The following is a 13,399-nucleotide window of genomic DNA, read 5'->3' as shown; positions in this document are numbered from 1 at the left end:
CCCCTTCGAGTGATTTCTATCTGGCCGGCGGTACGATGAAGATGTTCCAGGCCGTCGCGGGGCCAGCCTTGCCGAGAAAGAGTCGCCGCGTGGTCATCACCATGCGCTCGGCATTGGCGGCATGGGCCTGCATCCACGCCTCGCATTTTTCCAGCTTCCAGTCGCCGACCTCGCAGATGCCGATGAAGCCCGATCGCTTCGCCTCCTCGAGCGAGGTCAGGCCGGACGACCACGGCTCGTCCGGCGTCAGCGGCGCCGGATGGTCGGGGCTGTAGAAGGTGACAGGCTGGCCGGTATCGGTATAGGCGGCGACCACCGGCCAGCGCGAATAAAACCGCGTGTGCCAGGCTTCGGTCAGTTCGCGGGCGAGTTCGGAACGCGCCCGGTAGGGCGCGCCTGCGGTGCGCTTTTCATCCAGTTCGTAGGCGACGATCCTTGGCGATATCGCCAGCACGACGAGCGAAATGACGAGCCAGGTCGTCGTCAGGTTCAACAGCGCGATCTTGCGGATCCGCACCGCAGGGATCGCGACCAGCGCGAGCGGCACCAGGAAGAACAGCGGGATGCCCCAGTCGGTCTTGATGTAGACGTGGAATATCAACGCACCCAGCGGCGGACCGATCGCCACGACCGCCTGGACGATCCAGACATTGATCGCCTGCGAAATGTTGACGCCGGTGTTGGCGCCGCGCGCGAAGGCCGGAAACGGCATCAGGCGCAACGGCCGCCACATCAGCGCGATCGCGCCGAGTATCACCGGTGCGGCCAGCAGCGCGAGATTGTGCCCGACATAGCCCAGCGCGAGATCGTCGATCATCGCGCGATCGGTGAGAGAGTAAGTATCGCCGGCATAGGTGAGCGGGACGAAGTTCACCTGCTTCAGCCACATGAAGTGCGGGAGCATTACGACCACGAGCGTGGCAATCGCGACCCATGGCGCCGGCGAACGCAGGAACTGCAAACGCTGCGGATGGATCAACGCGGCAAGGCCGACGGCGCCGATCATGGTCAGCACCCAGTATTTGGTCATCAGCGCCAGCGCACCGGCGAGCCCGAGCCACACGCCCGATTTGAGGCTGCGTTTCTCGAACGCGTCGAGATAGGCCAGCACGACGAGCGGCAGCGTGACGAGTTGCAGCAGGTCCGGATTGTACTTGAAGCCCTTGAAGTTGAAGATCGGATAGAGCGCGAGCATCGCCACGACGAAGAACGCGCGGCGGCGATCGACCACGCGCAACGCCAATAGCCAGCAGATCACGAGGGAGCAGCCAAGCGTCGCCATTGCCAATGCATAGGTCGCCCAGTCCGTGACCGGAAACAGCATGAACCAGATGCCGGCGACCCATCCCGACAGCGGCGGGTGCTTGCCATAGCCGAGCAGGAACTTCTGCCCCCAGGCGAAGGCTTCCGCGACGTCCATATGGACGTCCTGCCCGGTCTTCAGACTGACCAGGATCAGCGTCCACAGCACGGCGTGGACCACGGCAAAGCCGGTCACCAGCCACAGGCTGGCTTTGGGATCACTGGCGCGTGAGGCCAGCCACGCCGCCAGCCGCCGGATCGAGGGAATGCGCCTCAAGCGCGCGGCCGTGGGCGAAATGGATGCAGTCGACATGGCCATTGCCTAGCGTGTTTTCGGCCCAAGTGGAATCAGCTTGGCGTGAAGAAAGCCCCTTAAAATACAGCAAGATGGTTGCCGCACGGGGACGCGAATGCTATCCCGCGCCCCATGACAACTGCGCCCATTTCCAACATTCGCAACTTCTCCATTGTCGCGCACATCGACCATGGCAAATCGACGCTGGCTGACCGCCTGATCCAGATGACGGGCGGGCTGTCGGACCGTGAAATGGCGGGCAAGGAACAGGTGCTCGATTCCATGGATATCGAGCGCGAGCGCGGCATCACCATCAAGGCGCAGACGGTGCGGCTGAACTACCGCGCCAAGGACGGCAAGGATTACATCTTCAACCTGATGGACACGCCTGGCCATGTCGACTTCGCCTACGAAGTCTCGCGGTCGCTGGCGGCCTGCGAAGGCTCTCTCCTGGTGGTCGATGCCAGCCAGGGCGTCGAGGCGCAGACGCTCGCCAACGTCTATCAGGCGCTCGACAACAATCACGAGATCGTGCCGGTCCTGAACAAGGTCGACCTGCCGGCGGCCGAGCCTGACAAGGTCAAGCAGCAGATCGAGGACGTGATCGGCATCGATGCCTCGGACGCCGTGATGATCTCGGCCAAGACCGGCTTGGGCGTTCCCGACGTGCTGGAAGCCATCGTGACCCGCCTGCCGCCGCCGAAGGGCGACCGCGGCGCGACGCTGAAGGCGCTATTGGTGGATAGCTGGTACGACGTCTATCTCGGCGTCGTCGTGCTGATCCGCGTCGTCGACGGCACGATGAAAAAGGGCCAGCGCATCCGCATGATGGGCACCAACGCGGCCTATGATGTCGAGCGCGTCGGGTTCTTCACGCCGAAGATGGAGCAGGTCGACGAGCTCGGCCCCGGCGAGATCGGCTTCATTACCGCGGCGATCAAGGAAGTCGCCGACACGCGCGTCGGCGATACCATCACCGACGACAAGAAGCCGATCACCGAGATGCTGCCCGGCTTCAAGCCGGCAATCCCGGTGGTGTTCTGCGGCCTGTTCCCGGTCGATGCCAACGATTTCGAAACGCTGCGCGCGGCAATGGGCAAGCTGCGGCTCAACGATGCGAGCTTCTCCTACGAAATGGAGACTTCGGCCGCGCTCGGCTTCGGTTTCCGCTGCGGCTTCCTCGGGCTGCTGCATCTCGAAATCATCCAGGAGCGGCTGTCGCGCGAGTTCGATCTCAACCTGATCGCGACGGCGCCGAGCGTGATCTACAAGATGCACCTGACCGATGGGCAGGAGATCGAGATCCACAACCCGGTCGACATGCCCGATGTCGTCAAGATCGCCGACATCGAGGAGCCGTGGATCGAGGCCACGATCCTCACGCCGGACGAATATCTCGGCAGCGTGCTAAAACTGTGCCAGGACCGCCGCGGCGCGCAGAAGGAGCTAACTTACGTCGGCTCCCGCGCGATGGTGAAATACGATTTGCCGCTCAACGAAGTCGTATTCGATTTCTACGACCGGCTGAAATCCGTCTCGAAGGGCTATGCCTCGTTCGACTATCATCTGACCGACTACAAGGTGGCCGACCTCGTCAAGATGCAGATCCTCGTCAACGGCGAGCCAGTCGATGCGCTGTCCATGCTGGTGCACCGGACGCGCGCGGAGGGCCGCGGCCGCGCCATGGTCGAGAAGATGAAGGAACTGATTCCGCCGCACATGTTCCAGATCCCGATCCAGGCCGCGATCGGCGGCAAGGTGATCGCCCGCGAAACCGTCCGCGCGCTGCGCAAGGACGTCACCGCCAAATGCTACGGCGGCGACATCACGCGCAAACGCAAGCTTCTGGAGAAGCAGAAGGAAGGCAAGAAGAAGATGCGGCAGTTCGGCAAGGTCGACATCCCGCAGGAAGCGTTCATTGCCGCGCTGAAGGTGGATAGCTGAGGGCTGCTCGCGAAGCACTAACGATCTCGTGTGCCGGGCGCAGCGCGCCTCTCCGACGGCCTGGACACAAAATCGCGAAAACAACCCCATGCAAAGTAGAATGGGCCCTGGCTCGCCGGCGCTCGCGCCGCGCTGTGGTCAAGAAGTGGAGCAAGCCCAGAAAAGCCTTCGAATGGGCTTCGTGTTCGTTCACAAATTATGACAGACAAGATGATCGCGCTGCGACACGATCGTGTCCTGAGCATCATCGGCCAAATCGATTCCAAACAGCTCGATCGTGCGCTGCTCGTCGTCCTCGGCGCGCGCGCGATGCTCCGCCGAATGCAACGCACAATCAGATGATCTTCGAATGAGAGGGTTGCCTTCCACCGCATTGCGCGACGACGCCAAATAGGCCACCATTATCCCGCGCATACAAATAACAGCACACGCGCAAGGAAACGCATGGGCAAGGCCTCCGGTTCATCCTACGGCTGGGTCGTCGTCGCCGTAGGCGCGCTGATGACCTGCGTCGCGTTCGGCTCGATGTTGTCGTTGGCCGTGTTCCTGCAACCGATTTCGGAGGCCATGGGATGGTCGCGCAGCGGCGTCTCGGCGGCAGCAACGATCAACTTTCTCGCCATGGGATTGGCGGCGTTCTTCTGGGGCACGCTATCCGACCGGTTCGGCACCCGTATCGTCGTCCTGTCTGGCACGCTGCTGCTTGGCGCCGGGCTGATCGGCGCGAGCCAGGCCACCAGCCTGTGGCAATTTCAGTTGGCGTTCGGCGTCTTGATCGGGATTTCGGCCGGCAGCTTCTATGCACCGATGGTCGCGGTGGCGAGCGCCTGGATCGAACATCGTCGCAGCCTTGCGGTGGCGCTGGTGTCGGCCGGCATGGGCGTATCGCCGATGACGGTCGCGCCGTTCGCAAGCTGGCTGATCGCCTCCTATGACTGGCGCACGGCGATGCTGGTGATCGGCATCGTCGCCTTGGCGCTGTTGATCCCGGCCTCGCTGCTGGTGCGACGGCCGCCGGAGCCGTCAACGCCTGCTGCCGCCCATGGGACGGGCGCGCCTGACGGGCAGTGGACGGTCGCGCAGGCGCTGCGAACGCCGCAATTCATCATCCTGGCATCCGCGCATTTCGCCTGCTGCGCGGCGCATTCGGGGCCGATCTTCCATCTGGTGAGCTACGCCATGATCTGCGGGATCGCACCGCTGACCGCGGTCACCGTCTACAGCCTCGCCGGCTTCTCCGGCCTCGGCGGCCGTTTGCTGCTCGGCTTGTTGGCCGATCGCTTCGGCGCCAAGCACGTTCTGGTCGGCGGCCTGTTCGTGCAGGCCTTGGCGATCGCAACCTATCTCGCGGTCGGCCAGCTCGGCGAGTTCTATGCGCTGTCGGTTGTCTTCGGCCTCGCCTATGGCGGCGTAATGCCGCTATACGCCGTGCTGGTGCGCGAATATTTCGGTGTGCGCATCATGGGCAGCATGTTCGGCGCCGTGTCCGCCTTTGCCAGCCTCGGCATGGCGCTGGGGCCGCTCGCCGGTGGCTGGGTATTCGATGCCTTCCACGGCTATAATTGGCTCTATGTCGGCTCCTTCACGATCGGCATGGCCGCCGTCGCAATAGCCTTGAGTTTCCCGTCGGCCAAGCGACCGCCGCAGCCGTCGCTCAATATCGGTCGCGCGGCGACGTGAATATAGAAAAACGCCAAGAAGAAGAGAATGCGAGGAAACGCATGAACAGGCAGCCTAGCATCCACCTCGTGGAACGCGCGCGGGCGCTAGAGCCACTGATCGCGCGCGAGGCCGACGAGATCGAGCGGACCCGCCGCCTGACTTCAGCGGTGACACAGGCGCTGATCGAGAACGGGCTTTACCGCGCGCTGCTGCCGAAGAGTTTTGGCGGCGCCGAAGTGCCGCTGGAAACGTTCATGCAGATGCAGGAGGAGGTCGCCAAGGCGGATGCCTCGACCGCATGGTGCCTCGGCCAGTGCAGCGTCTGCGCCATGACCGCGGCCTATCTCGATCCCGATGCTGCCAACGAGATCTTCAACGTTGCACCCGGGATTCTGGCCTGGGGCGCGATCAACCACGAGGTGCAGGCGGTCCCCGGCGGCTACAAGGCCAGCGCGCGCTGGGATTTTGCTTCCGGCTCGCGGCAGGCAAGCTGGCTCGGCGCCCATGTCCGGGTCGTCGAAGCCGACGGCACCCCGCGGCGCAAGCCGGACGGTTCGCCGGAGATTCGTACCATTCTGTTTCCGGTAACCAGCGCCACGATGCACGACGTCTGGGACGTGATCGGCCTGCGCGGCACCGGCACCGATTCCTATTCGGTCGACAATCTGTTCATCCCGGAAAAGTTCGCAGCGCTGCGCGACGATCCGGCGGCGCTGCGCGAGAACGGGCCGCTGTACAAACTCTCTACCAACATGGTTTTCGGCATGGGCTTTGCGGCAACCTCGCTCGGCGTCGCCCGCGCCACGCTCGATGCGGCGACCGACCTTGCCCGGGGTAAGACACCGCAAGCGTCAAAGGCGATGCGCGACAACAACGCCGTGCAGGGGCTGATCGGGCGCACCGAGGCGCAACTGCGCGCCACCCGCGCCTATCTCTATGCCACTGCTGCGGATGTATGGCGTGACCTGTCGCAAGGCGCTGTTATCACCGAAGCCCATCGCGTGGCGCTGCGCCTCGCCTCGACATGGACGATCCATCAATCGGCCGCCGTGGTCGACGCCGCCTATCACATGACGGGCGCAACGGCCGTGTTCAATGCCAACAAGTTCGAGCGCCGCTTTCGCGACATGCACGCGATCGCGCAGCAGATCCAGGGCCGTGACGCCCATTACGAGGATGCCGGCCGGGCGATCCTCGCCGGCAATCTCGACGCACCGCCGACGACGCGATGAAGCAACGCAAGAGACGGCTTCCGCCCGCTCGCATCCTGCTTTAGGTTCTGCAATGGAAGCTGGCAGGATGCACTGACATTGCAATGAAGAAGGCGGCACGGAAGCAAACTGCAAAGCGCATCGCCAAACGGCCACGCGTTGCCACCCGGGATGCTGCGGTGGAAGCGGTCTTCGAAGCCTATCCCAATCCGGTCAGGGCAAAACTGCTGGCGCTGCGCCGGCTGATCTTCGATACCGCAAGGACCACCGAGGGCGTCGGCGCCCTGGAAGAGACGCTGAAATGGGGGCAGCCGAGCTATCTCACGACCGAGAGCAAGAGCGGCAGCACGATCCGGATCGACCAGGTGAAGGCGGAAGCCGGCCGCTACGCGGTCTGTTTCCACTGCCAGACCGATCTGGTCGAGACCTTTCGCGGGCTCTATCCGGAACTGCGCTACGGCGGCAACCGCAGCATTCTGCTTGACGCCGGCGACAAACTCCCCGAGGCCGCGCTGCGCCACTGCGTGGCGCTGGCGCTGACGTATCATGCGAGGAAGAAGACGGGACGGGCGAAGTAGTCTCCACCGTCATTGCGAGCCAACGGGTCGCGCGAATGCGCGCCCGATGACAGGCTCCGCGAAGCAATCCACTCTTGCTTTGCGGCCCAATGGATTGCTTCGCTGCGCTCGCAATGACGGCTGTGAAAGCGATGCCAGCCTCACGCCACCAGCGCCGCACCTGCCGGCGCGCTCCAGTTGCCTTGCGTCTTCAACAGACTGACGATTTCCGCATTGGGCCGCGCGCGGCTGAACAGGAATCCCTGCCCCTCATGGCATCCCTCGTTGCGCAGGCAATTTACCTCGGCCTCGCTCTCGACGCCTTCCGCCGTGATCGTGACGCCGAGGCCCTTGCCGAGGCTGATGATCGAACGCACGATCGCCTGGGCATCGGGATTGGCGGCGAGATCGCGCACGAAGGACTGATCGATCTTGATCTTGTCGAACGGAAAGCTGCGCAGGTAACTCAGGCTGGAATAGCCGGTGCCGAAATCGTCCATCGAGATGCGAACGCCGAGCGCGCGCAGCGCATGCAAGGTCGCGAGCACCTCACTGCTCTTTTCCAACAGCAGCGTCTCGGTAATCTCAAGCTCCAGGCGCTTCGCCGGCAGGCCGGACTGCTTCAGTGTTTCCACGACCAGCGACAAGAGATTGCCGACGCGAAACTGCAGCGGCGACAGATTGACCGCGACGCGGACATCGTCGGGCCAATGCGCCGCATCCGTGCAGGCGCGGCGCAGCATCAGACCGCCGACGGCGTTGATCAGCCCGGTCTCCTCCGCAACGGGGATAAACTCGGCCGGGGAGATCATGCCGCGCTCGGGATGCGGCCAGCGCACCAGCGCTTCGAAACCGGTGATGCGCCCGCTCGAAAGATCGACCAGCGGCTGGTAATAGGGCCGCAGCGCATCGGTGTGCACGGCCTCGCGCAGTTCGGTCTCGATTTTTCGGCGGGTCTGGGCGCGCGCATCCATTCCGGCCTCGAAGAACGAGAACGTGCCGCGGGAATCGTTCTTGGCCCGCGATAATGCGAGGTCGGCGTTCTTCAGCAGTTTCTCGGACTCATCGCCGTCGCCGGGCGACATCGCAATGCCGATGCTGGCGCCGATCACGACCGAATGCCCGTCCAGAAGATAGGGATCGGCGATCGCGTCCAATAGACGCCTCGCCATGAACACTGCATCCTCGGGTCGCGTCACCCCGCTCTGGATGACCGCAAATTCGTCGGAGTCGAGCCGGGCCAGCGCATCTTCCTCACGCAGCATCGATTGCAATCGCTTGGCGACGCCGCGCAGCAGCTTGTCGCCGATGCCGTGGCCGAGCGTATCGTTGACCGCCTTGAAATGGTCGAGGCCGAGCACGAGCACCGCCACCTTCTCGGCGTTGCGGCGGGTGCGCAGCAGGATGTCGTCCATCTGCTGACGCAGCAAATTACGGTTCGGCAGCCCGGTCAGGCCGTCATGCTGGGCCATGAACGTCAGCCGCGCCTCGGCGCGCTTGCGTTCGGTAGTGTCCATCAGCGCGAGCAGGACCGCAGGCCGATCGCCGTAAACAAGATGGCGCGAATAGATCGCCAGATCGATCAGCGCGCCGTCGGCCCTGACATGCTTCCAGGCGTGGGCCGCGCGCTCGTCGCCGGCGTGTTCGCCGGCCCATGGCGGCTCGACGTCGAAGGCCTGCAGGTTGCGGATCGTGAGCTTCTCGAATTCACTGCGGCCGTAACCGTAGTGCTTGATTGCGGCGTCGTTGACGGCGAGAATTCGTTCGTCACCCAGCGCGCAGACGATCATCGGAACCGGATTGCTGTCGAACAGAAGCCGGAACGAAGCCTCGCGCTGTTTCAACTCGGTGATGTCGACGCGCAGTCCGATGATGCCGCCATCCCGGGTCGCAGCGGGCTTTGCGGGCCGGCCAGGAAAACGGACAATCGACTGTTTCGGCTTCCTGGCAGCTTTTGGCTTCTTCTTCCGCATTACCACGCTCTACTCGCACTGTGCGTGCAAAGTTTTCAGATAAGTCTCTGAAAAAAAGGTATCTCTTGTCGTAGAAACTACTACCTCACGCGCTCATGCGCGGCCTGACAAAACTGCACACACACGCTTTGCGTGTACAAGCGCGGTGCGGACCGCCGATCCACGGGGCATAATCGACGCGCGGCCGCCGGGCACGGCTTCTCGCGCGGCGGATGCACAAGGAATGCGCGAAACGCCGAACGTGCGCACAAATGTCCGTCAGTGACCGGGAGGGTTATCGCGCAGTTAATACGACCACGTGCAACGTCTGTTCAGCACAGCGAAGATGCCGCGGCCTGCGCTTCCGGTACCACGTCGTGATCGTAAAGCCGCCTGCGGAACGCCGCATGGGCTGATATCTCGGCATCGCGCACGCCGAGATCGGCGTAGGATGAGTCGTATCGCATCCCATTCTCGCGCGCACCGCGCTGAACGGCCGCTACCCGCTGGCGTCTCAGCCGCTCATAAGCCAGCAGCGCGACCGGCACATTGGCGCGCGACGCCTGCGCCAGAATTGTTGCCAGCGCCATACCGTCCTCGATCGACTGGTTGGCGCCCTGGCCGAGATGCGGCAGCATCGGATGCGCGGCATCGCCGAGCAGCGTCAGGCGCCCGCGCGTCCAGGCCGGCAGCGGCTCGCGATCGTACAGCGCCCATCGGAACGTCTTGTCGACCTGGCTCAGCAACGTCCCGATGCGCGGGTCCCAGCCCTCGAACTCGCGGCGAAGCACGTCGGGATCTCCGGGCGCAGACCAGGATTCCTTCATTTCGGCATCGGCCGGCACGAAGCCGACATAGTTGATGAGCTCGCCCGATCGAACCGGAAAGCTGAGAAAATGTTTTCCCTGGCCCAGCCACATCTGCCAGCAGTCGGTTGGCCAGCGCGGAATGCGCTGATGCGGCAGCACGCCCCGATAGGCGACGGAGCCGTGAAACACCGGCCGGGACGGCGGCGCCGCATAGCGCCGGAGCTCCGAGTGGATGCCATCGGCAGCGATGACGACGTCGCCTTCGGCGGCGGCGCCATTGGCGAATGTCACGCGCGCAACCTGATCGGCCTGCTCGAAGCCTGTAGCGCGATGGCCCGTGCGAACTACGGCGGGCGGCAATGCCTTGGCCAGAATTTCGACCAGGTCCGCGCGATGCATGCCGAACGTCGCATTCCAGCCCGCGGAGTCCGTCACCTGAACCGGGGCGATCGGCGCGCCGTCGTGGCGAAAATAGTGAGAAGCGGTACCGACCCTGGCCCCCCATCTTTCCACCTGCTGTCCGAGCCCCACCCGCTGCAACTGCCGCACGCTGTTGGGTGTCAGAAACACCCCCGCCCCGACCTCGCCAAGCGCGGGCGCCTGCTCATAGACGGAAACATCGAAGCCGTGAGCGATCAGCGCGTTCGCGGCGAACAATCCGCCAATGCCACCTCCAATGATCACAACAGTGAGCTGCGGCTGCGTCATCATCCCACGCGAAAAATGCTTCGGAAGCTTGCTCGTTCAAGCTATCCTCTCTTGCTGTAAACACCAAGCGCCGGCGCGATAGACCGGACGAACAGTGGGAGGAGTTTCAATGCACGGCTCCATGCCAGCTCTGCTTGCCCGCCGTAGACTGGCGCTCCTGCCGCTGGTTCTGGTCATGTCCACGCATTTGTATGCGCGTGCGTTGGCTGCGGACTATCCGGACCGCCCCGTGAAGATCGTCGTGCCTTTTCCGGCTGGAGGAACGGCCGATGCCATTCCACGGATCATCGCGGACTGGCTGTCACGCAAATGGAGCCAGCCGGTGGTCATCGAGAACCGCACGGGCGCCGCGGGAAACATTGGGGCCGAGCAGGTCTTTCATTCGGCGCCTGACGGCTACACCCTGCTCTCGTCACCGCCACCGCCGCTCGTGATCAATCACAATCTGTACCCCAGGCTCGGCTTCGATCCGACGAAATTCGAGCCGATTGTGGTGATGGCCCAGGTACCAAACGCGCTGATCGTCAATCCGAACAACGTCAAAGCATCGAGCGTGCCCGAGCTTATCGAATATCTGAAAGCCAATTCCGACAAGGCGATCTGCGCCACGCAGGGCAACGGCACGACCTCGCATCTGACGTCGGAGCTGTTTCAATCGATGGCGAAGGTGAAGCTGCGACACATTCCCTATCGCGGCTCGGCGCCCGCGTTGCAGGGGCTTGTCGCTGGCGATGTCGACGTCATGTTCGACAATCTCGGCGTCTCGCTGGCGCTTGTCCAGGCGGGCAAGTTGAAGTTGCTCGCCGTGGCCTCGCCCGAACGGCTCCCGGCGCTGCCGGACGTGCCGACGATCGCCGAAACGTTGCCGGGTTTCGAAGCGGTCGCCTGGTACGGAATCGTAGCGCCGCCCAAAACTCCGAAAAACATCGTCGAGAAGATCAATGCCGATGTGAATGAGGCCTTGCGCCAACCTCAGGTGCAGGATCAGCTCAAGAAACTGTCCGCCGGCATTTTCGGCGGCCCGGTCGACAAGTCATCCGCTTACATGCGCGAGGAAATCGACCGGTGGGCCGCGGTGATCAAGTCCGCCAACATCGAGTTGCAGTGAGGGCACGCGTGAGTTGACCCCGATACGGGTGTTGCGCGGATCGCCGCGCTGGCGAGGGGGCCACGCAATTGTGCTAGCCGCGCCTCTCCCCTGTTGCCGATTTCATGCTACGTTTGCGCGAATTGAGTGATCCCTCAACTCTCTGGTCCGATGAATCCTCGCCTGTTTCTGATCCCCCTCATAACCTTGCTAGCCGCCGCCTATGCCGCAAGCGCATCGGCGCAGGACAAGGGCACGGTCCATCCAAAACCGCTGCCGCCGCTGGCCAATCCCAACGATCCCAACATCGCTGCCAAGGAACTGTTCGGCCGCAAGGTGCTGCCGACGGCAATGCCGACGCGCGTGCACGGGTTCTATGCCCATGGCTGCATCGCGGGCGCGGAAGGGCTGCCGATCAACGGCGATAGCTGGCAGGTGATGCGGCTGTCGCGCAATCGCTATTGGGGCCATCCTGACCTGGTCGCGCTGGTCAAGCGACTGGCCGCAAGAGCGCGCCGGGATGCCGGCTGGCCCGGCATATTGGTCGGCGACATGTCGCAGCCGCGCGGCGGGCCGATGTTGACCGGGCATGCCAGCCATCAGGTGGGGTTGGATGCCGACATCTGGCTGACGCCGATGCCGAACCGGCAACTATCGCGCAATGAGCGCGAGGAAATGTCCGCGGTGATGATGGTGCGCAGCGACCGGCTCGATATCGATCCGCAGGCCTGGACACCGACGCATCTTGCCGTGATCCGCGCCGCGGCGCTGGAGCCCAGCGTGCAACGCATCTTCGTCAATGCCGCGATCAAGAAGGCGTTGTGCCGCGAAGCCAAGGGCGACCGATACTGGCTTCACAAGGTGCGGCCGATGTACGGCCACGACTATCACTTCCACATCCGCATGAAATGCCCGCCCGGCGCCGGCGAATGCGAAAGCCAGCCCGAGCCGAACGAGGGCGAAGGCTGCCAGCCCGCCGACCTCGCCTACTGGTTCAGCGACGCGGTGCTGCACCCGAAACCGCCGAAAGTGCCGCCGAAGCCGAAGCCGCCGATGACGATGGCGGCGCTGCCGCCCGCCTGCAAGTCGGTGCTGAACGCGCCGGATACCAAACACGAAGTGTCAAGCAGACCCACCGGAGAACGACGATGAAGATTTGGCCCCTGATTGCATCGATCGCATTCGTCACGAGCGCGCACGCACAGACCCCTTATGCAGGAATGCAGACGCGCTCGATCAAGGCGCTATCGGAGCAGCAGATTTCCGATCTTGGCGCCGGCCGCGGAATGGGCCTGGCGCTCGCGGCCGAACTGAACGGCTATCCGGGGCCGTTGCACGTTCTCGAGCTTGCCGACAAGCTCGAGCTCTCGGCCGAGCAACGCGCCAGCATGCAACGCCTGTTCGATTCCATGAAGGCCGAAGCGATGCCGCTAGGCGCCAAGCTGATCGAGCAGGAAGCCGAACTGGACAAGCAGTTTGCCACCCGCGCCGTCACGCCCGAAAGCCTGAAGGCGTCCACCGCGGCCGTTGCCGCCACGCAAGGGATGCTGCGCGAGACCCATCTGAAATATCATTTGTCGACCGGCAGCGTTTTGACCCCGTCGCAGATGACCAGGTATGCGGAGCTGCGGGGTTACGGCGGTGGCGGGCACAAGCGACACCATCACCATTGACGGCCCGGCTGCACCTTGCAAGCCGGTGCAGCCGCCTTTACCTCCTTTCCCATCCTGACTATTGTCAGGGCTGGCGATATCCCGGTCGACCGCAAGTCTTTCAGGGAATACCGGAACGGCGCTTCCGATGGGTCGCCTTACCCAACCAACGCCTGTCTTGCGCGCGGCAACCGCAGCTCGCGATCATGCATGGAGCGCC

11 protein-coding genes are annotated in these 13,399 nt (G+C 63.7%); 7 read left to right on the top strand and 4 right to left on the bottom strand.

Annotated features, from left to right (window positions below; genetic code table 11):
* Positions 1–16: 16 nt before the first annotated feature.
* Positions 17–1,615, bottom strand: a complete 1,599-nt coding sequence (locus V1273_RS03165) for a glycosyltransferase family 39 protein (protein ID WP_334366219.1) — start codon at positions 1,613–1,615, stop codon at positions 17–19.
* 114 nt (positions 1,616–1,729) lie between these two features.
* Between V1273_RS03165 and lepA the strand changes: the two genes are divergently transcribed.
* Positions 1,730–3,541 (top strand): translation elongation factor 4, encoded by a 1,812-nt coding sequence (lepA, locus tag V1273_RS03160; protein ID WP_334366218.1) that lies wholly within the window; start codon positions 1,730–1,732, stop codon positions 3,539–3,541.
* Positions 3,542–3,730: 189 nt separating this feature from the next.
* Here the strand turns inward: lepA and V1273_RS03155 are convergent, their stop codons facing one another.
* Entirely contained in the window at positions 3,731–3,943 is a 213-nt protein-coding gene (locus V1273_RS03155; protein WP_334366217.1) for a hypothetical protein, read from the bottom strand.
* 42 nt (positions 3,944–3,985) lie between these two features.
* On the opposite strand from V1273_RS03155, the gene V1273_RS03150 reads away from it, so the two are divergent.
* The 3 genes from V1273_RS03150 to V1273_RS03140 all read left to right on the top strand — a co-directional run bounded on the left by V1273_RS03150 (position 3,986) and on the right by V1273_RS03140 (position 6,992).
* The gene (locus V1273_RS03150; protein WP_334408690.1) at positions 3,986–5,221 is read left to right on the top strand and encodes an MFS transporter; all 1,236 of its coding nucleotides are present in this window, start codon (positions 3,986–3,988) and stop codon (positions 5,219–5,221) included.
* A gap of 41 nt (positions 5,222–5,262) precedes the next feature.
* On the top strand, positions 5,263–6,435 hold the full coding sequence (locus V1273_RS03145; protein WP_334366215.1) for an acyl-CoA dehydrogenase family protein: 1,173 nt from the start codon (positions 5,263–5,265) through the stop codon (positions 6,433–6,435).
* A 158-nt stretch (positions 6,436–6,593) separates the two neighbouring features.
* Positions 6,594–6,992, top strand: a complete 399-nt coding sequence (locus tag V1273_RS03140) for a DUF1801 domain-containing protein (protein WP_334408689.1) — start codon at positions 6,594–6,596, stop codon at positions 6,990–6,992.
* A 140-nt stretch (positions 6,993–7,132) separates the two neighbouring features.
* Here the strand turns inward: V1273_RS03140 and V1273_RS03135 are convergent, their stop codons facing one another.
* Both V1273_RS03135 and V1273_RS03130 read right to left on the bottom strand, forming a co-directional pair.
* Entirely contained in the window at positions 7,133–8,944 is a 1,812-nt protein-coding gene (locus V1273_RS03135; protein WP_334408688.1) for a putative bifunctional diguanylate cyclase/phosphodiesterase, read from the bottom strand.
* Between the two features lie 311 nt (positions 8,945–9,255).
* Positions 9,256–10,440, bottom strand: coding sequence for an FAD-dependent monooxygenase (locus V1273_RS03130; protein WP_334408687.1), 1,185 nt, complete (start codon positions 10,438–10,440; stop codon positions 9,256–9,258).
* A 175-nt stretch (positions 10,441–10,615) separates the two neighbouring features.
* On the opposite strand from V1273_RS03130, the gene V1273_RS03125 reads away from it, so the two are divergent.
* From V1273_RS03125 to V1273_RS03115, 3 genes are all read left to right on the top strand, one after another.
* Positions 10,616–11,548, top strand: a complete 933-nt coding sequence (locus tag V1273_RS03125) for a Bug family tripartite tricarboxylate transporter substrate binding protein (protein WP_334408686.1) — start codon at positions 10,616–10,618, stop codon at positions 11,546–11,548.
* Between the two features lie 150 nt (positions 11,549–11,698).
* Entirely contained in the window at positions 11,699–12,679 is a 981-nt protein-coding gene (mepA, locus tag V1273_RS03120) for a penicillin-insensitive murein endopeptidase (RefSeq protein ID WP_334412159.1), read from the top strand.
* Positions 12,676–13,200: a Spy/CpxP family protein refolding chaperone gene (locus V1273_RS03115; RefSeq protein ID WP_334408685.1), complete on the top strand. Its 525-nt coding sequence runs from the start codon at positions 12,676–12,678 to the stop codon at positions 13,198–13,200. Before mepA ends, V1273_RS03115 begins: the two co-directional genes overlap by 4 nt.
* The last annotated feature ends 199 nt before the right edge of the window (positions 13,201–13,399 follow it).

It is taken from the genome of Bradyrhizobium sp. AZCC 1721 (genome assembly GCF_036924715.1).
GTDB lineage: Bacteria > Pseudomonadota > Alphaproteobacteria > Rhizobiales > Xanthobacteraceae > Bradyrhizobium.
This window is presented reverse-complemented; position numbering and strand designations above follow the sequence as displayed.